At 37.8% G+C, this 21,034-nt stretch carries 18 protein-coding genes; 4 read left to right on the top strand and 14 right to left on the bottom strand.

Annotation, left to right across the window (positions count from 1 at the left end):
- Positions 1–62: 62 nt before the first annotated feature.
- The 5 genes from AC1M9A_RS01385 to AC1M9A_RS01365 all read right to left on the bottom strand — a co-directional run bounded on the left by AC1M9A_RS01385 (position 63) and on the right by AC1M9A_RS01365 (position 5,495).
- Positions 63–1,088, bottom strand: coding sequence for a lysozyme inhibitor LprI family protein (locus AC1M9A_RS01385; protein WP_481609469.1), 1,026 nt, complete (start codon positions 1,086–1,088; stop codon positions 63–65).
- A gap of 128 nt (positions 1,089–1,216) precedes the next feature.
- The gene (locus AC1M9A_RS01380) at positions 1,217–2,116 is read right to left on the bottom strand and encodes a lysozyme inhibitor LprI family protein (protein ID WP_481609468.1); all 900 of its coding nucleotides are present in this window, start codon (positions 2,114–2,116) and stop codon (positions 1,217–1,219) included.
- Positions 2,117–2,307: 191 nt separating this feature from the next.
- Positions 2,308–3,543 (bottom strand): dihydroorotase, encoded by a 1,236-nt coding sequence (locus AC1M9A_RS01375; protein WP_481586674.1) that lies wholly within the window; start codon positions 3,541–3,543, stop codon positions 2,308–2,310.
- A 10-nt stretch (positions 3,544–3,553) separates the two neighbouring features.
- The gene (locus tag AC1M9A_RS01370) at positions 3,554–4,570 is read right to left on the bottom strand and encodes an aspartate carbamoyltransferase catalytic subunit (RefSeq protein WP_092766128.1); all 1,017 of its coding nucleotides are present in this window, start codon (positions 4,568–4,570) and stop codon (positions 3,554–3,556) included.
- A 307-nt stretch (positions 4,571–4,877) separates the two neighbouring features.
- Complete coding sequence (locus tag AC1M9A_RS01365; RefSeq protein ID WP_481609467.1) at positions 4,878–5,495, bottom strand: LysE family translocator; 618 nt, start codon at positions 5,493–5,495, stop codon at positions 4,878–4,880.
- 171 nt (positions 5,496–5,666) lie between these two features.
- Here AC1M9A_RS01365 and rlmKL point away from each other — a divergent pair, with 171 nt between their 5' ends.
- On the top strand, positions 5,667–7,871 hold the full coding sequence (rlmKL, locus tag AC1M9A_RS01360) for a bifunctional 23S rRNA (guanine(2069)-N(7))-methyltransferase RlmK/23S rRNA (guanine(2445)-N(2))-methyltransferase RlmL (RefSeq protein ID WP_092766126.1): 2,205 nt from the start codon (positions 5,667–5,669) through the stop codon (positions 7,869–7,871).
- Between the two features lie 49 nt (positions 7,872–7,920).
- Here rlmKL and AC1M9A_RS01355 read toward each other — a convergent pair whose 3' ends face one another.
- The 5 genes from AC1M9A_RS01355 to clpB form a co-directional block, all read right to left on the bottom strand.
- On the bottom strand, positions 7,921–8,307 hold the full coding sequence (locus AC1M9A_RS01355; protein WP_481607029.1) for a hypothetical protein: 387 nt from the start codon (positions 8,305–8,307) through the stop codon (positions 7,921–7,923).
- A 147-nt stretch (positions 8,308–8,454) separates the two neighbouring features.
- On the bottom strand, positions 8,455–9,597 hold the full coding sequence (locus AC1M9A_RS01350) for a GNAT family N-acetyltransferase (RefSeq protein ID WP_481607030.1): 1,143 nt from the start codon (positions 9,595–9,597) through the stop codon (positions 8,455–8,457).
- 10 nt (positions 9,598–9,607) lie between these two features.
- A complete protein-coding gene (locus AC1M9A_RS01345) occupies positions 9,608–11,131 on the bottom strand; it encodes a GH3 family acyl-acid amido synthetase (RefSeq protein ID WP_481609466.1) in 1,524 nt (507 codons plus the stop codon).
- Complete coding sequence (locus AC1M9A_RS01340; protein WP_481609465.1) at positions 11,131–11,967, bottom strand: hypothetical protein; 837 nt, start codon at positions 11,965–11,967, stop codon at positions 11,131–11,133. The genes AC1M9A_RS01345 and AC1M9A_RS01340 overlap by 1 nt, the downstream gene beginning before the upstream one ends.
- Positions 11,968–12,171: 204 nt before the next feature.
- A complete protein-coding gene (clpB, locus tag AC1M9A_RS01335; RefSeq protein ID WP_481609464.1) occupies positions 12,172–14,748 on the bottom strand; it encodes an ATP-dependent chaperone ClpB in 2,577 nt (858 codons plus the stop codon).
- A gap of 442 nt (positions 14,749–15,190) precedes the next feature.
- Here clpB and AC1M9A_RS01330 point away from each other — a divergent pair, with 442 nt between their 5' ends.
- Positions 15,191–15,679: a rhodanese-like domain-containing protein gene (locus AC1M9A_RS01330; protein WP_092766120.1), complete on the top strand. Its 489-nt coding sequence runs from the start codon at positions 15,191–15,193 to the stop codon at positions 15,677–15,679.
- Between the two features lie 65 nt (positions 15,680–15,744).
- Here AC1M9A_RS01330 and AC1M9A_RS01325 read toward each other — a convergent pair whose 3' ends face one another.
- On the bottom strand, positions 15,745–16,170 hold the full coding sequence (locus AC1M9A_RS01325) for an OsmC family protein (RefSeq protein ID WP_092766119.1): 426 nt from the start codon (positions 16,168–16,170) through the stop codon (positions 15,745–15,747).
- Positions 16,171–16,319: 149 nt separating this feature from the next.
- Here AC1M9A_RS01325 and crp point away from each other — a divergent pair, with 149 nt between their 5' ends.
- Together crp and AC1M9A_RS01315 are read left to right on the top strand one after the other, a co-directional pair.
- Positions 16,320–17,033 (top strand): cAMP-activated global transcriptional regulator CRP, encoded by a 714-nt coding sequence (gene crp, locus AC1M9A_RS01320; protein WP_035265881.1) that lies wholly within the window; start codon positions 16,320–16,322, stop codon positions 17,031–17,033.
- Between the two features lie 159 nt (positions 17,034–17,192).
- Positions 17,193–18,242 carry an NADP(H)-dependent aldo-keto reductase gene (locus AC1M9A_RS01315; protein ID WP_481609463.1) on the top strand — a complete coding sequence of 350 codons (1,050 nt, stop codon included), beginning with the start codon at positions 17,193–17,195 and terminating at the stop codon, positions 18,240–18,242.
- A 116-nt stretch (positions 18,243–18,358) separates the two neighbouring features.
- On the opposite strand, the gene AC1M9A_RS01310 is transcribed toward AC1M9A_RS01315, so the two are convergent.
- The 3 genes from AC1M9A_RS01310 to AC1M9A_RS01300 form a co-directional block, all read right to left on the bottom strand.
- Positions 18,359–19,135: a M48 family metallopeptidase gene (locus AC1M9A_RS01310; protein ID WP_035265878.1), complete on the bottom strand. Its 777-nt coding sequence runs from the start codon at positions 19,133–19,135 to the stop codon at positions 18,359–18,361.
- 102 nt (positions 19,136–19,237) lie between these two features.
- Positions 19,238–19,546 carry a hypothetical protein gene (locus AC1M9A_RS01305; RefSeq protein WP_180027584.1) on the bottom strand — a complete coding sequence of 103 codons (309 nt, stop codon included), beginning with the start codon at positions 19,544–19,546 and terminating at the stop codon, positions 19,238–19,240.
- A gap of 137 nt (positions 19,547–19,683) precedes the next feature.
- Positions 19,684–21,003, bottom strand: a complete 1,320-nt coding sequence (locus AC1M9A_RS01300; RefSeq protein WP_035265875.1) for an adenylosuccinate synthase — start codon at positions 21,001–21,003, stop codon at positions 19,684–19,686.
- Positions 21,004–21,034: the final 31 nt, after the last annotated feature.

Below are 21,034 nucleotides of genomic sequence, written 5' to 3'. Positions count from 1 at the left end.
TACCTAAGCATGCCGATAAAAAAAGAGCGAATCAATTCGCCCTTTTGCTATATTGTAATGAATTAATTAAACACATTGTTTAGGTACACAATTCTCTCATTTGTCTTTTGAATGAAACATTTAGAATATTGCATCTCAACATTTATTTGATTCATTTCATTGTCCCAATATTGATAATGTTGCTGATAAGTTTCGCGTTCTTTTTCTGGGATACTTTCAATTGACTTTTGAGAGACCACTTTACAATCCACGTCACGACGTTCGAACCATTCAGTTTGATCGCTCTTTAGCTGCTCTTTTTGTTCGCCGCTCAAATTATCCCAAGTTAAATTAAGTCGCTCGACAGCTCTTGCTTGCTCTTTATCTAAATCAGATTTTCTCAATTGCATAGCTTTGAGTGCCAAGGCCTTTTGTTTTTGTTGAACAGCCTCATACTCTTCGTAAGCTTTTGATTCATTCTGATTTGCTTTACGAAATGCTTCAAATTGAACAGCATATCTCGTCATACTTGCAGCAATATCTAACAATGCATTATCAGGTTGCACACTCAGCATTAAACCTTCTTTATCCGTCTTGGTAATCTCATAATTCAAAGTGCCTGTGAGCTTATCTTGCCCATAACTGATATTGCCATGAACATCATTAATCCAATGTTGGAGCGTATAACTACCTTCGTCATGTTCACATTCGTATTCGCAAGGTTTTTCAAGGTATGCATTTTCAGCACGACGTTGAAGCCCCTTCGGCAGGTGGATAACCAACTGGCTTGAACACGTCAATTTGTTTGTTGCATTTGAAGGATCACTCGTTGTTGTAATCGACTTGAGTTCAAATCTAAGCGATGAGTTGATTTGGGAAAGTAATTTTAAATCTGACTCATACTGATCTGTTGCTTTTAAACGACGATCTAAAATGTTGTTATATTCCTGTTGCGCAAAGCGTTCAATTTCTTTGACATTCGTAGGAAAAGTACAACTCCAATCAGCAATTTCTACATTCTGTGAGGTGTCTTTGCTTTTCTTATTCAGATCACAACCTGCAACGAAGATGGTAGAGATAATCAAAGCCAATTTAATCTTATACGTCATTTTTTATACCGCATATTTATAATTTTGACATATTTAATCAAATAAAAAACAACAACTCCATCACATTTTTATTTTTTTAAAATTTGATGCGTAAAAGCTAACGCTCAACAACCCTGTTTAATCAATGCCTAACTTAGAGTGAAAATTTTTTGCTGTAATTCAGATGTTCGACTAATCGCCATATTTGTTTCGCAATTCAATCGAAAAACTTCAGGATTATCGGCGCCTTCACTATTTAATTTACATTCTAAATTACGCTTTTTTGCCCACAGTTCTTGCTCGTATTGTATTTTTTGGCGTGCTTGAAGTGAAGCTCTACTCCATACAGAATTTAGATCTTCATTGGCTTGATCTAATTTAAGTTGTGCTTCAGCAATAAGAATGGATTGATAATCATCTGATGTTTTATTTTGCTGATTTAAAAGTGCTTGTTTCTTTTGACGATCTAACACTAAAGCCGTCAAACGTGATGGTTTTAAATGGGCATCTATTAGAACTTTTTGCATAAAACTGGTGAAATGTAGTGCATTCACCAATTGTACAGTTACTTCATGCTCTGAAATTCGTACACTATAATTTAACTCAGTAGAAATCTGATTGTTCTCAAAGTTTAATTGAGAAAGTGCAGCTGATTCTAAAACATTTGACTCTCGATTTAATGCGCGCGATACATCAGCATCCGTCAGATAATTTGATGGTAGTTCAGCAGTGACTCTTGCTGTACACATCGTCTGATCAGAGGATCTCATTTTCTTTATTTTATCAATGTTTTCAATTTTAAATTGAACTGGTTTCAAACTACGCTGTAAGAGTTGACCATCTATAATAACTTGATCATTTTCTATAATACTTTTGAGTTGAGTCGCTGAGATATTCGCGATGTCTTTATGGATGACTTGTTCGAGTTCTAATTGCACTTCAGGTTGATCACAACGATTAAAAGCATACATGATTGAATACACTTGTTGGCATCCTGACAATGCACCAACCATGCACAATGTGGTCAATGTTTTCATCCGAAGTTTCATGCTACTCCCCCAATCAAACTCAAGCTCTTGATACCAAACCTCATTGGTTTTGTTTTGATTCTTATTAAAGCTCTCAGTTAAATTTTATTAAAAAATACAGATCTTCATAAAATATACTGAATCATGAATTATTCAATCATCCAAAATAAAAAAGGCCGATATTAATCGACCTTTAAATGATTGAATTCACATTATTTTATGAAAGTACGAATTACCTTACCTTTGACTTTTTGATTAATCAACGGTGTATTTTTACCTTGAGAAATAATAGAAGATTTATCAAGTGTCCATTCCAAATCTGGATCAACCAGCACCCATCCAGCCTGTGCTTTCCATGTCTCAGTCATTTGTGCAACAGCAGCTGGCGCACTCGTTACTTTTTCAACCCACTCTAATGGACTAAATAAACCTTCTTCAATCAATTTGATTCCAAAAGGAACATATGAATCAAAAGCAGTAAAACCTGGCAAAGTCTCTGCAAAAGGTGCCATTTTTGCAGAACTACTGAGTGGTTCATGATGCGTACAAATCGCGTCAATTACTCCAGATTTCACTCCCTGACGAAGTAACTCTTTATCAGACTCTGAACGCAAAGGTGGACGTACATGTGCCAAGGAATTGAATCCATCAATTAAAGATTCCGTAAGATGTAACTGATGCATTGCAACATCACACGTGACTGGCAATCCTTTTTCCTTCGCGATACGTATTAACTCAACCGAAGCACCACAAGACAGTAATCCGAAGTGTGCGCGGACTTTTGTCGCCTCTATCATTAATAGATATTTTGCGATCGCGACCGTTTCTGCCAAAGCAGGAATCATTGGTAAACCTTGGCGTGAAGCAATAAAGCCTTCATGCACACAGCCATCTTTCGCAATTTGAGGCTCTTCAGCATAGAATACGACAGTTAAATTCAAACCTGCAGCATATTCAAGCGTACGAAGCACCACATCGTCATTCGCAAAAGGTGCATTTGCATTTGATACAGCAGTACAACCACCCTTTTTTAAACCTGCCATGTTGGCTGGTTGATTTCCTTGAAGCCCTTGTGTTTGTGCACCTATCACTTCAAGGTAAATCCCGCCATCTAACATTGCCTTTTCAACAAGACCATGAATTAAAGCACCATTGTCCTGAACGATAGGTTTTGAATCTGGTGGGGTAAATACATGTAAAATGCCATTTTCACGTGCTGCTTTACCTTCAGATTTCAACGTTCCATGTTGTTGTTGACCTGGCTCTCGTAAACGTGCACACAAATCAACCATCGTTGGCATCAACCATTTGCCTTGCCCATCGATGCTTTCATGCACATCTGAAGTCGCTTCGATGCGTTTTCCATCTTGAATAAAAATAGTTTGTATTTGATCAGTTTGAGCAATTGGATCTAGGACGCGTACATTTTCGACTTTAACAATAGACATGACTGATTCCTTATACCGCAACTGCTTCAATTAAACCTTGTTCTTGTAACTGACCCTGCATCGCCAGCGCGAGAACTGCCATACGCACCGCAATACCATTGGTCACCTGATTCAAAATCACTGATTGAGGACCATCTGCAATACTTGAATCAATCTCAACACCACGATTCATCGGCCCTGGATGCATCACGATACAATCAGGTTTGGCCAAAGCCAAACGCTCTTTGTTCAAACCATACATTTTGTAAAATTCAGCTTGTGAAGATAATGCAGGTGAATCGATACGTTCATTTTGAATACGTAAAGTAATGATGACATCACAATCCTTAATCCCAGCTTCCATATTGTTAAATAGGCGAACACCTTCACCATATTCATCGAAGCCATAAGGAAGTAACGTATTCGGCGCAATCACACGAATATCTTTACAACCTAATGTTTGCAATGCAGCCACATCAGAACGTGCAACTCGTGAATGTTTAATATCCCCAATGATTGCAATGGAAATATCTTCAAATTTTTTATTGGTTTCACGGCGAATCGTAAGCATATCCAACATTGCTTGTGTTGGATGCGCATGACGTCCATCACCCGCGTTGATAATCGCAACAGTTGGACAAACATCCTTCGCAATAAAATGTGCAGCACCCGATGAAGAATGTCGAACCACAAAGATATCAGCCGCCATTGCTTCTAAATTCCACAGTGTATCTCTCAGTGTTTCGCCTTTAGAAGTACTTGAGCGAGCAATATCAATATTGAGCACGTTGGCAGAAAGACGTTTTGCCGCTGCTTCAAATGTCGTTCGTGTACGTGTCGAATTTTCGAAAAACAGGTTCATTACCGTTTTGCCTTCAAGCATATTATTGGTAATGAGCTGATTTTGGTCATTAAAAAAGGACTGTGCAGTGTCCAATATTTTTGTAAGAGTTTCTTTTGAAAGGCCTTCGATGGTGAGGAAGTGTTTGAGATTCCCATCTTGGTTGAGTTGAATCTGGCTCGGTGTATGCAATGCAGCGAAGTGCATGAGAGATTCCTTATACGTTAAGTCAACGTATTATACAGATTCTAAAATGATTTGGCAGTGACCCACACTGCAGCTGATCAATATCTAACTTAATCACGACTTATGATGTTTCATAAAATTTTTCAAAAACTTAATTTAACCAAAATCATCCCATTGAAATCTTCTAATTCCCTCAAAATTAGGCTCCAAACTCCTACATAAAATCTTGTTTATCTTTATTTTGATACATCTGTTCAATCAAATTTCCCTGAAATAGTGAGTTAGATTATAAAAATAGAAATTTTTAATAAATGATCCACTCATAGTTTTATGGATATGTTAAAAAATGAGTGAGACACATCTGTATAGCAATCACGATTAAAAGACTTCCCATCACCCTATTCAAAACTCTTGCTCGATTTCCCACATTAAGAAACTGAGCCAATTTTTCCCCTGCATATCCCCAAAGCCATAAAGAGACATAGCAGACCATAAAATAAATCAAAACAAAAAGCGCTAAATAAACACTATTCTCTGAAGCTGAAAATAGAGCTGTACCTGAAACAGCGGCAATCCAAGCTTTTGGATTCAGCCACTGCATTAAAGCACCTTGCGTAAAATTTGGAATTTTCTCTAGATCTTGTTGATCCGTTTTAATTTTCTCGTCTTTAGCACTTAAAATATTCCAGCCAATCCAAACCAATAGAGCCGTTCCTAACAGCGCAATAGCATCCAAAAGAACCGGATACAATAAAATAATCTGATATAGACCAAAGCAAACTGCTGCAAGTAAAGCAGTAAATCCAATGGTAGCACCTGAAATAAAAGCAAAAGTTTTTCGAACACCAAAGTTCATACTGCTACTGAGAATAGTTAAATTAACAGGTCCAGGAGAGATAGACATCGATAATGAAAAGGTAAACATAGAGAAAATTAAAGCCAGCATATTTTTTTATCTTTTAGTGTTTTTTAGTTTTATGGGGCTATATCAACCAGTTTCAATCAATCTTTTAAATTTAAATTATTTTTAAAATGGTTGGATCAACGCATTAAAGCAGTTTTAAAATCAAAAATAAGTTAAAATATGCGATTGCTTTATTTGTCTTTGGGAATGTTCATGAATTCTAAACCTCGTCTTTCTACATATTGGGTTACCTGTGCAGATGGGCTTGAAACCTTACTTCAAGAAGAAATTGAAGGTTTAGGAGTACAAAACGTTGAACGTTTCCCTGGGCGATTGGTTTTCAAAGGTCAATTGGCTGATGCCTACCGCATTTGTATGTGGTCTCGTCTTGCATCACGTGTTTTGACGCCTATTCATACGTTTGAAGTTGAATTTACTCACGATGCACGCGATGTAGCTGAAGAACTCTACGAAGGTGCAAATAGTTTTGACTGGTCGCTTATTTTTGCACCTCAAAGTACATTTGCTGTGCGTTTACATGTCGAACGTGAGATCAAAGTCAACAGCCAATTCGCTACCTTACGTGTGAAAGACGGTATCGTAGATTCCTTCATGGAGGCTGTCGGTAAGCGTCCAAGCATCGATATCAAACAACCAGAAATAACCATTTACGCTTTGGCTGGTAAAAAAGAACATACTTTCTGTTTAGATTTGTCTGGCGATTCATTGCATAAACGTGGCTATCGCCACTATATGACTGATGCACCGATCAAAGAAAATTTGGCAGCAGCCATTCTTCAACATGCAAAATTAATTGAAAAGAATCCAGATATTGTTCTTGATCCAATGTGTGGTTCAGGAACATTTATTATTGAAGCTTTGATGATGTTAACTGACCGCGCGCCTGGTTTGGTTCGTCGTTTCGGCTTTAATGGCTGGAATGGTCATGATCATGATCTTTGGATGCAAATTAAAGGTGAAGCTGCGGAACGTCACAAAGTTGCCTTAGAAAAACCGCTTCCAAAATTCTATGCCTTTGACGCAGATTGGGAAGCAGTAAAAGCAACCAAAAATAATATCCGCGCTGCAGGATTTGAGGCATTGCTAGATCAAATTCAAATAGAAGAGCGCACCCTTTCTGATTGGCCAGATTTTAAAGCAGAAGGTAAATCTGTGGTCGTTGTCACCAACCCACCTTATGGTGAGCGTCTTGGGGATAAAGGCTCTAGCCGTTCATTCTATCTTGGTCTATCTGGCTTACTTCAAAAGAACTTTGCCAACCAAACTGCCGCAGTTATTGCAGCTCAAATTGAACAAGCAGACGTGTTAGCATTCAGCGAAACTCAAACGCTTCGCTTAATGAATGGTAAGCTGCCTATTTATATTCGCTCGGGCAAGATTAAGCCACCTGTTGTGACACAACCTTTCTTAGCCAATTGGCAACCACTTCAATTCGATAAAATTGAAGGCGCCGAAGATTTTACAAATCGTCTGCAAAAGAATATGCAGAATTTGAAAAAATGGGCAGTGAAAGAAAATATCTATTGTTTACGAATTTATGATGCTGATTTACCAGACTTTAATGTCGCTGTAGATCTATATGGTGACCGACTGCATGTTCAAGAATATGCCCCACCAAAATCAATCGATCCTGAAAAAGCGAAAAAACGTTTTAATCTTGCTTTACAAGCAATCCGTGCTGTCACAGGTTTAGGTCGCGATGCCATTTTTATCAAGACTCGTGCTCGTCAGGAAGGTAAAAACCAATACACCAAACAAAGTACTGCCTCTAAACGCTTTATCGTTCAAGAAGGCAAAGCGAAAATTTTGGTTAACCTGACAGATTATTTGGATACTGGCCTTTTCCTCGACCATCGCCAAATTCGCTTACGCATCGCTGCTGAAGCAAAAGGTAAACATTTCCTTAATCTATATAGTTATACCTCAACTGCAAGTTTACATGCTGCGTTAGGTGGTGCTGCGAGCACGACCAGTGTCGACCTTTCAAATACTTATTTGAACTGGTCTAAAGAAAACTTTGTCTTAAATGGTTTAACGGTTGATCATGCTGACCAACAACACCAGTTCTTTGCCAGTGATTGTTTTGAATGGTTAAAAGAAGGTCATGAACAATATGACTTAATCTTTATCGATCCGCCAACGTTCTCGAACTCTAAAAAATTCCATGGTACGTTTGACGTTCAACGTGATCACTTATCCCTGATTAAGCGTGCAATGAATCGTTTAACCACTGGTGGTACACTGTATTTCTCAAATAACTATCGTGGTTTTGAATTAGACGACGAAATCAAAGCATTTTATGACATTGAAGAACTCACCCATGAAACAATTGGTCTAGACTTTAAACGTAATACTAAAATTCACCGTTCATGGAAAATTACACATCTTCAAACCTAATGATTTGAGAGCTTGACTAATAAAAAACAGGGCAATTCGTTTGCCCTTTTTATTTTCTTAAATTTTTTGAAGATGAATATTCCTTTGTCACAATAATGGTTGGATCTGTTGAAACATAGACAGTACGTGGTAGCGTATCATAAGGATAATACGTCAGTGGTTTAATGGTTTTGCTAATTTGATCAGGATCTGCTTTTTTGCTCAATTCAAAATCAGAAACCGCATTTGAAACCAATTGCTTCTGATTAAATTCTTCTGCTTGAGTCTGAGCCAAATATTGTTGATTTTGTATTTGTACCTCAACGCTCTGTGATACTTCTTTTTTTAATTCTTGCACTAAATTTTCATTCAAATTCTGATCAATCACTTGCTGTTCGATGAGTTCAGATTCATCTAATTGCTGTGCAGTTGCCCATTGAAAACCACACAACAGCATGCAAGAAATTAAAATTGACCGTCGAAAAGTAACACTTATGAATTCCATTTTTTATCTCGAGAATTATTATTGTAATTTTATTTATATATTTATTAATTACAGCTAATCAAGTGCGTTCACTCGCATTCCGATGAACGCACCATATTCTTAAATACGACTCACTTCAAAGTAAGAGTATTTAGAACGATCAATCACGTCATAGGGTTTACTTTCATAACTATGAAGCGTGTGAACTGCTTTCATTTTATGTGATGAACACTGCTCTAGAACTTGCTTACGTGGGTCATTCTCAACCACAGTCACACAAAATGATGTTTTACCCTGAGCTTTCACCAATGTATTTACTTTGGTCAGCATAAACTTTAGTACGTCTAACGCACTTGGATCACAGAGGAAACTATGCGTCATGAGATAATCAAAGGATTGCCCTTCTTCGGGAAGCGTTAACTGTCCAGTAATTCGAGCATAAGTGTTATAGACAGGTTTTAACAGTTTTAACGTTGTAGAATAACTCGCCACTTTAGTTTGTTTGAAATCTTTTTGATCCCACAAACCAAATAAACCTACGATTTTATGATCTGAATTGAGCACTAAATGAAAGTCTTCTAATCTCAGCCCATACCAAAAAGGATGATTAGCTTCCAATAACTGTCTAAAGTCATAATCAGGTAAAAAATTATAATGGGAAGCCATTTCTTGTATAAAACCATTGACCGCATCAATCTTATCTATGGTCATTGTTTCAAGGCGAAGTTCAGCAGACTGCTTAAACTTAGGCACCTTAGAAATGGTAAAAGTGCTCATCGAATCAAAGATATAAGGTAAAGCATATCCTTCTCTTTCACGATGCATCATATTACGAGCTACTTTATTATCTTCTAAAATCACACTTTGAAAGATAATTTCACGAGGGAAACATTCAAAAATGTATTCCATAAATACATTAAACGCTTTTTTACCCCGAGCTGTAAGTTTGATTCGTAAATCTGATACATAGCGTAATTGTTCAGTGACGCCATTGATCCAATACGATTTCCAACCGATGTTCATCATGGCAATAATTTGATCAGGCTGATCTTGATGTACGACAACCAAAATTTCAGGCTTATTATATTGTGCATGTGTAGCACGAAAATAACTCGGTTTCCGCTCAAATGAAATCACCATACCGTTACTCGGCATACTTTCAGAAATCAGCTCAATCAATTGAGGATCATCTTGCTCCGCAGCATAACGTAGATAAAATTCAGGCGAGGTTTTTGATCGATATAGTAAATTTTGCTCTGTCATTTTTAAATTCTTAAATAAATTTCATTTTCTTCAACGGTTCTGGCTTGATATTCCCCTCAATCATGCCATTGCGCATTGCGATTGTCTTATATTCATGCCATGCATCTTCCACATGCATCACGCGTGCTTCATCTAATTGCCCTAAATTACGTGCCAACTCATAGTGAAAATTTTGTTTTAGCAATTGATCTAACTGTTGATCGGACGGCTGCCCACTCACACTACCCTCAGAAAGCAAAACATAATAAGGTTTCGATTCAGTCTGTTCTATTCCGAGTAAACTAATGGGTAAAAAACCGTTTTGTTTAAATGTATCGATCACACTCAAAGCAACAGATTGATCAATCTTTTCTCCGACCAAATCAACTGTCATCTTTCGACCAAGAAATTTAAAGCACGGAATGCCCTGATAAAAAGAATCAACCAATAATTCATCATCAATAATGTAGCGTTTTAGGCCAGACCCTGTCGTAATAATCGGACTCACGATTTGACCTGGTTTAAGCTGCCAAGCAGGGTAAATTTGCTGAGTATCTAAATCTTGAAACTCATAAAAATGAGCTTGATACATCAAGGGATAATGATCATCTAAAGGTATAGTCACTACGCCTTCAGTGGCCCAAAGCCCTTTACCTTCAAAACTTACACCCTTAATTTTGGTTTTTAAAATTTGTGCCCAGTGCTGTGCGCTTGCGGTATCCCAAGATGAAATTAAAAATAGCTTTGGCCACAATTTTTTCCAACAAGTCGGATCTTCCAAATCTAATCGTTCTAGAATCTGGCTACGTTTTACTGATTTTTTGATTTTTAAAAAATCTAAACTTTGACGACTCCACTGACCAGTCGATAAAACCTCAACTATTTCACTCTTATTTTCTTGGATAATTTCGATCAGTTGCAGTGCAAAAGTTGGGCTCCACACTGAAATCATGCCGAGATTTTCATCTCTGACTAAATATACAGCCGTAGCGAACATCGCATCTTCAGCAGTTTCTGCCAAAGCAATGTCAGCAGGCACGGCCTGCGTAATTTGAGTTAAAATTCGTTTTGAAAAAGAAAGTAAGGCACTATCATCATTTAAATTATGAGTGGTCGTCAGTTGACGCTGGCTTTCAGGCAACCAAGATACAGACCAATAGTGTGTTGTACGTTTTAGTTCAGGATAACGACGATATAAACTCGTGAGCCATAAACCAATCGCCTGATCTATTTCACCTAAAAATTGTTGGGTATATGGAATAAATTTGAGTGCTTCACTTGAACCACTTGTAGGCTGGAATCGGATAATTTTACTTTTATTAAGTAAATTGACGCCTTGATTACGTGATGCTTCAACTTTCTGCTTCCAATCAGCATAACGTGTTACTGGAAAATGTTGAGCAAACGACTCATATTCCATCTTTGGATCATCACATATAACTTTTAATTTATCACGCTGAACTTTTTCCAATTGATCAGCGTATTGATAAAAGTCTTTAAATGATTTTTTACAGGCCAAATTTAAAACTTGATGAGCTGCAAATATCACAGACATTAGGCCACCTTAGAATCTTGATCTTGATCTTTGGTTTGAGCCGATTTAGATAATTTATCTTTATTCAGATTCGACTTATTTTTTTTGAGCGATGATTTTTTCACAAACCTTACCGCTGTTTGCAAAATATCAACCCAACGCAGCTCACCAATACACGGTAATTCAGTACCTTGAACCCAAGATGGATTGCATTCCTCAAAAAACTGAATTTTACGATTTTTCTGGCGCATTTCTTCTGTTATTGGGGCCACATCAGGTTTCAGACACTGATAGTTTTCTCCAAAATCAATCAGCTTTGATTCATCATCATAGTATTCTGCAAAATACTCACGACAATACGCTTCAACATAATCTTTTAAATATTCATCTTTATTTTCTGGATTTGGATAATAGTGATAATAATTATTTGCAAGAAGTAAGTAGGTCTTAAAGCCCTTTGAGATCAGCATCCAATAGATCGGTACACCCGTATGACGTAATTTGAAGGTCATTACATAACGAAACATCGCACGTTGTAATGCTCGACTACCCCAATACGCTTCCTCAATAATGGTATCACCACTAAAAAAAGCATGGGCAGTTTTACCATTCACGGTAAAATTTCGCTCCATTACAGTTGAGAAACCCACTAAAAAATCTTTTTTGGGTTCTCGAATGATAAACACACCAGTCTTTTCCAGAAGGTCTCTTTCAAAAATTTCAAAGACTGTATTTGAATAATAGTTACTGTAAATATTGAACATCTTTTCAATATCACGGGGTTTTAAATCTTTTACCTTAACAAACTCACTATAAGGTTCTTTTTTTAATTTTCGGAGTCGTTTTAATTCTAGCATATTGATCCCATTAAGCTAAACAATGAATTCCTTTTGTGAATCAATAAACAAATTAAACATTTATTCACAAAAATATTGAGTGCAATCTTATACTTAATAGATTTGAGTAGCAATTTTATTAAAAAATAAATTTATTATTTTTAAATCACTTAAATAAAAAAAAACCTGAACGAATTCAGGTTTTCCAAGTTTGTTTATTAAATTCTAATTTAATTTAAGTTTACTAAAACTCAAATTTCCATCAGTGCTTTGTATAACAATTGTATCTCCTGGCAAAAATTCTCCCGCCAAAATTTTTTGAGCCAATGTATTTTCAACCTTTTGTTGAATAGCACGTTTGAGTGGTCGAGCCCCATAGATTGGGTCATATCCTGCCTCAATTAATTCATCGAAAGCAGTGTCATCTACAGTCAAACTTAAATCACGATCAGCCAAACGAGCACGTAAGCGATCTAACTGAATATCCGCGATACCTCGAATCTGCGATTTTTTCAGTGCATGGAAGATTACAAGTTCATCAATTCGGTTAATAAACTCTGGTCTAAAATGCTCAGAAACAGCAGCCATCACAACACTGCGTACATCTTGTTCCGTCGCCATGTCACCTAATTCGCGCACTTCATTTGAACCTAAGTTTGAAGTCATGACGATCACTGTATTTTTAAAATCCACCACACGCCCTTGCGAATCAGTCAAGCGACCATCGTCAAGTACCTGAAGCAGAATGTTAAATACATCTGGATGAGCCTTCTCTACTTCATCAAATAACACCACGCTATAAGGCTTACGGCGTACTGCTTCAGTTAGCACACCACCCTCTTCATAACCAACATAACCAGGAGGTGCTCCCACCAAACGACTAACAGAATGTTTCTCCATAAATTCAGACATATCGATACGGATCATGGCATCGTCACTGTCAAATAAGAAGTTTGCTAAAGCTTTAGTTAACTCAGTTTTACCGACACCTGTTGGACCTAAAAATAAGAAAGAACCACTTGGGCGATTTGGATCTGAAAGTCCAGCACGTGAGCGTCGTACAGCATTAGAAACTGCAACTACCGCTTCATCTTGGCCTACGACGCGGTTATGTAAAAATTTTTCCATACTGAGTAATTTTTCACGCTCACCCTGTAGCATTTTTGCTACAGGAATTCCTGTAGCTGCACTTACAACTTCGGCAATTTCATTGTCCGTCACTTTATTACGCAATAATTTAGGTTCAACTTTCTCTTCAGATGCTTCTTCACTGAGTCGTTTCTCCAAATCAGGAATTACTCCATATTGAAGTCGTGCCATTTCAGCTAGATCATTTTCACGTTGTGCCTTTTGCATCGCAATACGTGCTTGATCAAGCTCCGCCTGAGTTTGTTGATCGCCTTGGACCAAACGCTTTTCAGAAATCCACACTTCTTCAAGATCGCTGTATTCCTTCTCCACTTCAGCAATTTGTTTTTCTAAGTGTGAAACTTCAGCTTTACTTCCCGCATCTTCGTCTTTTTTTACAGCCTCAAGCTGTAATTTGAGTTGAATAAGACGACGCTCTAATTTATCTAGAGACTCAGGTTTTGAATCAAGCTCCATCTTAATTCGAGATGCCGCTTCATCAATTAGATCAATCGCTTTATCTGGTAGTTGACGATCTGTAATGTAGCGATGTGACATTTTAGCTGCAGCAATGATGGCAGAATCTAAGATTTTGACACCATGATGTACTTCATAGCGCTCTTTTAATCCACGTAAAATCGCAATCGTGTCTTCAACGCTAGGCTCGTCAACCAATACTTTCTGGAATCGACGTTCAAGTGCTGCATCTTTTTCAATGAATTGTCGATATTCATCTAAAGTTGTAGCACCTACACAACGTAATTCTCCGCGTGCTAAAGCAGGTTTCAACATGTTACCTGCATCCATTGCACCGTCGCCTTTACCTGCACCGACTAGAGTGTGCAACTCATCGATAAACAGAATAATTTCACCATCATGTTTAGCAAGATCTTTTAATACTGCTTTTAAACGCTCTTCAAATTCACCACGATATTTTGCACCAGCTAAAAGCGATCCAAGATCAAGTGATAAGACACGTTTATTTTTTAAACTTTCAGGCACTTCTCCATTGACGATACGCTGTGCTAAACCCTCAACAATGGCAGTTTTACCAACACCCGGTTCACCAATCAAAACAGGATTATTTTTTGTACGGCGTGATAAAACTTGGACTGTTCGACGAATTTCATCATCTCGCCCAATCACTGGATCAAGCTTGCCAGAAAGTGCTCGCTCAGTGAGATCAATGGTGTATTTGTTTAATGAATCACGTTGATCTTCATGATTGTTACTCATGACTTTTTCATCACCTCGAACTTTAGTTATCGCCGCTTTTAAACCTGCAGATTGAACACCAACCGCATTTAAAATAGTTTTGGTTGCACCTGTTTCTGCTAAACCAAGTAACACCCAATCTGTTGAAAGAAACTCATCACCCGATTTTTGTGCATAACTATCTGCTAAGTTAAGCGCTTTAACCGCATCTGGACTCAGATTAATATCACCAGTTGGATGAGCAAGTGTTGGTGCATCATCAAGCGCCTGTTGCAACTTTGTGCTTAATTCTCGTAAATTCGCCCCTGCCTGCTGCAACAAACTCATATTTGATGGCTCTTCAAGCAGGGTCGATAGTATATGGATGCCTTCAATCGCTGTATGATCCTTGCCCATTGCTAAAGATTGCGCATCAGATAAGGCTTGCTGTAAGCGATTTGTAAATTTTTCAAAACGCATTATTATTTTCCTCACAACAAATTTGGTACTTGCTTAGTTAATGGGTGAGAAGCGTCATATTTCAAGTCGGTTTTTTAATTATTTTCTTATATTTCAATTATTTAAAAAATAAAGATAGATTATAATTATAATATTTGTGCTGCTCATACATTTTTCAATACCACTTCACAATTTTTTCATGGTGATTATGATATTTATCTAATATTCACTAGATATGACAAAGAAAATATATTCTCAGTAAACGGTCATTATTGTTCTCAAATCATCACATAGGAGTACGCCGAACTTATATCGACTTAATCGGTACATGTTGTGCAAAATCATTCAATATGAATTTATAAGATAAACAATCAATTTTATATTTATTTAAAGAATATAGATAAAACTTATAATAATCACCGTTTTCCATAAACGGATGATTTAATCATTCAGGCATACTTACATGAATCATTTTATAAATCTCTCAGAAAATAAAGTTCATCAAGATAAAATTAAATTTATTTTATCTGAAGCAAAAAAAAATGTAGAAGATCATACACTCCTTTTTGCAGGCTCTTTAAAACCCCAAGATGCGTGGCTTTTGTTCCAATCCCAACAAGCGATCATTATTGATGTCAGAACACATGAAGAGCGAAAATTCGTAGGTTATGTCGAACATTCAGAACATATTCCTTGGCTGACAGGCATCTCACTTGAACGTAACCCAGAGTTTTTAGAGAAGTTACAATCTTTTGTTAATGTATATGACATCATTTTGCTCATGTGCCGTAGTGGAAAGCGCTCTGCGGCAGCAGCAAGTGTTGCGTATAATGCAGGTTTCACGAACGTATACAATATCGATCAAGGTTTTGAAGGTGATTTAGACCCTAACTCCCATCGTGGTACTTATAATGGTTGGCGATTTCACAATCTGCCATGGGTACAAGAGTAAAATTGATTTAATGACTTTACATAAAAAAAGCAACCTTAAGGTTGCTTTTTTTCAACTCGATAAAATCAAGCTTCAGCTTCAATAATTTCAAAATCATGTGTAATTTCAACACCGCCATCTGAAAGCATTTTACTTGCTGAACAATATTTTTCTGCAGATAAGTCAACCGCTTTAGCGACTTGCTTTTCTTTGACTGCTTTTCCTGTAACCACAAAATGCAAATGTATCTTCGTGAAAACCGCAGGAACTGTGTCTGCCCTCTCGGCTTTCAACTGACATTCAACACCAGTCACATCTTGTCTAGATTTCTTTAATATAGTCACAATATCAAACGAAGCACACCCACCAAGCCCCATTAATATAAGTTCCATCGGACGTGGACCACGGTTTTCACCACCGTAAGCTTCAGCACCATCCATGATAATTTGGTGACCGCTTTCAGATTTTGCTTCAAAAGCAACATTCTCTAACCAATGTACGCTAGTATGCATTGCAACTACCTAAAAAAAACTATAAATTTACTTAGGACTGTACACTAGCATATATTGAGCTGATAAGGAATTTCACCTCTTATGCTTCACGTGGCAAGTTTATTTAGGTCTAAAGATCTAGTTACTATCCAAATCGGAATTTAAAAAGCATGACTTCTAATTTTTCACAACTTAGTACAGATGCTTTGTCGCCAGGTCAATTACCTGAATCTGTCAAAGCTTTGCTCAAGCGTGCGCACATCAATAGATTTCCAAAACGAACTTCAATTATTGATGCGGGCTCAGAGTCGAAATCTCTGTATCTAATTTTAAAAGGGTCGGTTTCAATTATTTTACGTGAAGATGATGAACGTGAAATTGTTGTAGCCTATTTAAACCCAGGGGACTTTTTTGGAGAGATGGGATTATTTGAAAGTAATCCTCAGCGTACTGCAGAAGTACGTACACGTGATGTATGTGAGATTGCTGAAATTTCATATGCTAACTTCCATGAAGTAAGTAAGCAGTATCCAGATCTTAGCTATGCGGTGTTCGCACAGCTCGTTCGTCGCTTAAAAAATACAACTCGAAAAGTAACTGACCTAGCATTTATTGATGTATCGGGTCGTATTGCACGTTGTTTAATCGACTTGTCAGCTCAACCTGAAGCAATGATTCTTCCAAATGGACGCCAAATTCGTATTACTCGTCAAGAAATTGGTCGTATTGTAGGTTGTTCACGTGAAATGGTTGGTCGTGTTCTTAAAACACTTGAAGAACAAGGCATGATTGAAACTGATGGTAAAGCTATCTTAATTTTTGATTCATCATTAGAAGCAGTAAATTCTGTTGAAGAAGACTTTGACAACAATGATGATGAATAAATTTTCATCTGATCTAGATTCAAAAAAGCAAATCTGACGATTTGCTTTTTTATTGCCTTTTTTCTGAAAACTTTCGAATTTATTTGACATACGTTTTGAATCTTAGATTAGGTATGATTTAAATATATCAACTTAAAAAATACAGCAAGGATGTTTAGCATGAAATTTAATCGACTTGGGCAAACAGATATACACGTTCCCGAAATTTGTTTAGGAACAATGACCTTTGGTGAGCAAAATAGCCAGTCCGAGGCTTTCCAACAACTGGAATATGCACTCGAGCGGGGGTTAAATTTTTGGGATACTGCAGAGATGTACCCAGTACCACCTAAAGTCGAAACTCGAGGCGCGACGGAAGAAATTATCGGCAATTGGATTCAGCAGCGCGGCCAACGTGATCAACTTTTTCTTGCTTCAAAAATTGCAGGTCCAGGCCAAGGTGGTAGCAATATTAGAGGCGGCACAACTCGCTATACTGCCAGCGACATCAGCTCAGCCTTAGACTCAAATCTTAGACGCTTAAAAACTGACTATATTGATCTTTATCAGCTGCATTGGCCTCAACGCCCAACCAATATGTTTGGTCAATTGGGTTATACCAATCACCATGCTCACAGTACACTAGATATCACACCACTCGAGGAAACCTTATCTGCCCTTCAAGCGGAAATTAATAGAGGTAGAATTCGTTATATCGGACTCTCCAATGAGACACCATGGGGAACCATGAAATTTCTACATTTAGCTGAAAAGTTAGGGCTGTCTAAATTTGTTTCTGTACAAAACCCCTATAACTTATTAAATCGTACCTATGAAATCGGCATGTCGGAGATTGCTAAATTTGAAGGCATCGGTTTACTGGCCTATTCACCGCTCGCTTTTGGCTATTTAACAGGAAAATTTAGACATGGTGCGAGACCTGCAAATGCCAGAGTCACCTTATACTCTAGATTTGTGCGTTATAGTAATCCTGAAAGTGAATGGGCAACTGAACAATACGCCCTCTTAGCAGAAAAACATGGACTGACATTAACGCAATTGGCGTTAGCTTTCATTAAGCAGCAGTTCTTCGTGACCAGCACAATCATTGGTGCAACCGATTTAAATCAACTCAAAGAAAATATTGATGCTTTTAATGTGTCATTGTCAGAAGAAATACTTCAGGAAATTGAGATCATCCATAAACAACAGCCAAATCCAGCACCTTAAGTGTCTAATAAATTCGATTTCAATACATTTGAATCAAAGCCATACTGTGATAACAATTTACTAAGTGGTGAATATAAAAAAAGGATGCTAACGCATCCTTTTTTAGCTTTATTCTTTTAACGGCGACTTTGGTTATAAATCGCTTGAGCTGCAGGTAAGTTTTTACGCATCGCCTCAATTCGTTGAGCATTTGAAGGGTGTGTTGATAAGAAAGATGCATTGCCGCCATTACTTGCTTTAGCCATCTTTTCCCATAATGTAATCGCTGCTTGTGGGTTATACCCAGCTCGAGCCATTAACATTAATCCGCCCTGATCAGCACGGCTCTCCAAGTTACGTGAATAAGGCAACCCTACACCCAGTTGAGAACCAATTTGTGCAACTGCTGCGCCACCTTGACCTACCCCAGCTGCACTTAAACCAACACCTAAAGCCAAGTCAGTTAAAGCTTGAGCACCCAATTTACTTTTTGCATGCTCTTCTAAAGCATGGATCATTTCATGTCCCATGATGGCCGCAATTTCAGCATCTGTTAAATTTAAACGTTCCACAATACCTGTATAAAAAACAACTTTACCACCCGGCATGACAGAAGCATTTAATTCACTTGATTTAATTACAGATACCTGCCATTGGAATGGCTGACCCGTTTGATTCATTTGATCAGCATATGGACGCAAACGATTGTAGACATTGGTAATACGCTTATAGGTATTTGAGCTTGTATCCAATAAGCCCTTGCTGCGAGCTGTATCAATGGCTTGCGAGTAACTTTGTGCAGCAGCTGCATTTAATGTCGCTGAGTCCGCACCCGCCATATCCGCAAATGTTGTACACCCTGAAATCGAGATCACCGCAGATGCTGTAAGACCGAGCAATAATTTGTTCTTCATTATAATGTTCCAATCTACTTGAAAGTACTTGTTCATAATTATAGACAAACTCAGCTAAGCTTAATATCTCATTTTTCTTCACTTTTTTATTTGTTATGTAATTTAGTAAACAAATTGATAGCTGATCCAAAAGACCAAACAAAAAATATTAAGCACGAGATAGGTTTGACTCCACGGTTTTAAACGAGTTTCAAGCTTCTCATCTTTACGTTTAAAAAATAAATAGGTGTTCTGAATTAAAATAATAGGGACCAATATGCAAGCGATCATAATCGACAGCCCAATAAAGACTTGGTAAACCACATCTTCGGCTACTGTTTGAGATCGAATTATCATCATCGCAATCGTGGGTGCCCCCCCCATTGCAAATAACAACGAATAAAACATCGTTCCAGAAATATTTTTATGCATCCTGCACACTCTATTATTTTATACATTCGATTTTAACAATCTCTAAGATTCAGCACAGCCAATTTTTATACAACTTTGGTCGTTGTTTAGATCAAAAAAAGCCCTGTGATATCACAGGGCTTTTTTAAAACTTTTAATTAAGCTTCGAACGGGTGACGAAGAATAATCGTTTCATCACGGTCTGGACCAGTTGATACGATGTCGATTGGACATTCGATTAACTGTTCAAGTCGCTTAATATAGTTGATTGCTGCTTCTGGCAATTGGTCTAAAGATTTAGCACCAAAAGTAGACTCAGTCCAACCAGGCATTGTTTCGTAAATTGGTTTTAAAGTTTCAAATGCAAGTGCATCAGAAGAACCTACGCAGCCCGAATCTGCAGCTTCATAACCTACACAGATTTTGATTTCTTCTAAACCATCAAGAACGTCAAGTTTAGTCAAGCAAATACCCGAAAGTGAGTTTACTTCTACTGAACGACGAAGGATTTCAGCATCGAACCAACCACAGCGACGTTGGCGACCAGTAGATGCGCCAAATTCTGAACCTACAGTACCAAGGTGCTTACCAATTGCATCACCAACATCGTTTGCAGCATCATAAACCAACTCAGTTGGGAATGGACCTGCACCTACGCGAGTTGTATAAGCTTTGGTAATACCCAATACATAGTCAAGGTGTAATGGACCAAGACCAGAACCAGAACTCACACCACCAGCAGTCGTATTTGAAGATGTTACGTATGGATAAGTACCATGGTCAACATCAAGAAGTGAGCCTTGAGCACCTTCAAACATGATGTTGTCACCATTCTTACGATATTTATGCAATTCGCCAGTAACATCAACAACCAGTGGAGCAACAACTTCACGCCATTGATCACATAACGCAAGCACGTCTTCAAGCTTAACCGCTTCTACACCGTAGAATTGTGTTAATTGGAAGTTATGGTATTCAAGTAACTCTTCAAGCAATGCTTTAAGATGATCACCACCACGCACTAAATCAGCGACACGAACCGCACGACGTGCAACTTTATCCTCATACGCTGGACCAATACCACGACCTGTTGTACCAATCTTGGCATTCCCACGTTTTTTCTCACGTGCTTGGTCTAATGCAATATGGTTTGGCAAAATTAATGGACAGTTTGGAGAAATACGTAAACGTTCTTTAACTGGCACACCTTGCTCTTCAAGAATCGTCATCTCTTTGATTAACGCTTCAGGAGAAAGCACTACACCGTTACCAATTAAGCAAAGTACGTTTTCACGTAAAATACCAGATGGAATGAGGTGTAAAACAGTTTTCTTACCACCTACGACGAGAGTATGACCTGCATTGTGTCCACCTTGATAGCGAACAACTGCAGCCGCTTGATCTGTGAGCAGGTCAACGATTTTACCTTTACCTTCGTCGCCCCATTGGGTACCAAGTACCACAACATTCTTGCCCATAATAGCCTCATTGCATCATGCTGTTAAAATT

This window comes from Acinetobacter sp. ANC_7634, assembly GCF_056779875.1.
Note: the sequence above shows the minus strand (reverse complement) of the source record. Positions and strands in the feature narration are given on the sequence as shown.

Coding starts and splice junctions, on each gene's coding strand:
- AC1M9A_RS01345 (WP_481609466.1), bottom strand. CDS start 11,131: ATGTCTGTGATATTTGCAGCTCATCAAGTTTTAAATTTGGCCTGTAAA.
- crp (WP_035265881.1), top strand. CDS start 16,320: ATGACTTCTAATTTTTCACAACTTAGTACAGATGCTTTGTCGCCAGGT.
- AC1M9A_RS01375 (WP_481586674.1), bottom strand. CDS start 3,543: ATGTCTATTGTTAAAGTCGAAAATGTACGCGTCCTAGATCCAATTGCT.
- AC1M9A_RS01310 (WP_035265878.1), bottom strand. CDS start 19,135: ATGAAGAACAAATTATTGCTCGGTCTTACAGCATCTGCGGTGATCTCG.
- AC1M9A_RS01380 (WP_481609468.1), bottom strand. CDS start 2,116: ATGAAACTTCGGATGAAAACATTGACCACATTGTGCATGGTTGGTGCA.
- AC1M9A_RS01305 (WP_180027584.1), bottom strand. CDS start 19,546: ATGCATAAAAATATTTCTGGAACGATGTTTTATTCGTTGTTATTTGCA.
- AC1M9A_RS01315 (WP_481609463.1), top strand. CDS start 17,193: ATGAAATTTAATCGACTTGGGCAAACAGATATACACGTTCCCGAAATT.
- AC1M9A_RS01385 (WP_481609469.1), bottom strand. CDS start 1,088: ATGACGTATAAGATTAAATTGGCTTTGATTATCTCTACCATCTTCGTT.
- AC1M9A_RS01325 (WP_092766119.1), bottom strand. CDS start 16,170: ATGCATACTAGCGTACATTGGTTAGAGAATGTTGCTTTTGAAGCAAAA.
- AC1M9A_RS01300 (WP_035265875.1), bottom strand. CDS start 21,003: ATGGGCAAGAATGTTGTGGTACTTGGTACCCAATGGGGCGACGAAGGT.
- AC1M9A_RS01365 (WP_481609467.1), bottom strand. CDS start 5,495: ATGCTGGCTTTAATTTTCTCTATGTTTACCTTTTCATTATCGATGTCT.
- AC1M9A_RS01340 (WP_481609465.1), bottom strand. CDS start 11,967: ATGCTAGAATTAAAACGACTCCGAAAATTAAAAAAAGAACCTTATAGT.
- clpB (WP_481609464.1), bottom strand. CDS start 14,748: ATGCGTTTTGAAAAATTTACAAATCGCTTACAGCAAGCCTTATCTGAT.
- rlmKL (WP_092766126.1), top strand. CDS start 5,667: ATGAATTCTAAACCTCGTCTTTCTACATATTGGGTTACCTGTGCAGAT.
- AC1M9A_RS01350 (WP_481607030.1), bottom strand. CDS start 9,597: ATGACAGAGCAAAATTTACTATATCGATCAAAAACCTCGCCTGAATTT.
- AC1M9A_RS01355 (WP_481607029.1), bottom strand. CDS start 8,307: ATGCTGTTGTGTGGTTTTCAATGGGCAACTGCACAGCAATTAGATGAA.
- AC1M9A_RS01330 (WP_092766120.1), top strand. CDS start 15,191: ATGAATCATTTTATAAATCTCTCAGAAAATAAAGTTCATCAAGATAAA.
- AC1M9A_RS01370 (WP_092766128.1), bottom strand. CDS start 4,570: ATGCACTTCGCTGCATTGCATACACCGAGCCAGATTCAACTCAACCAA.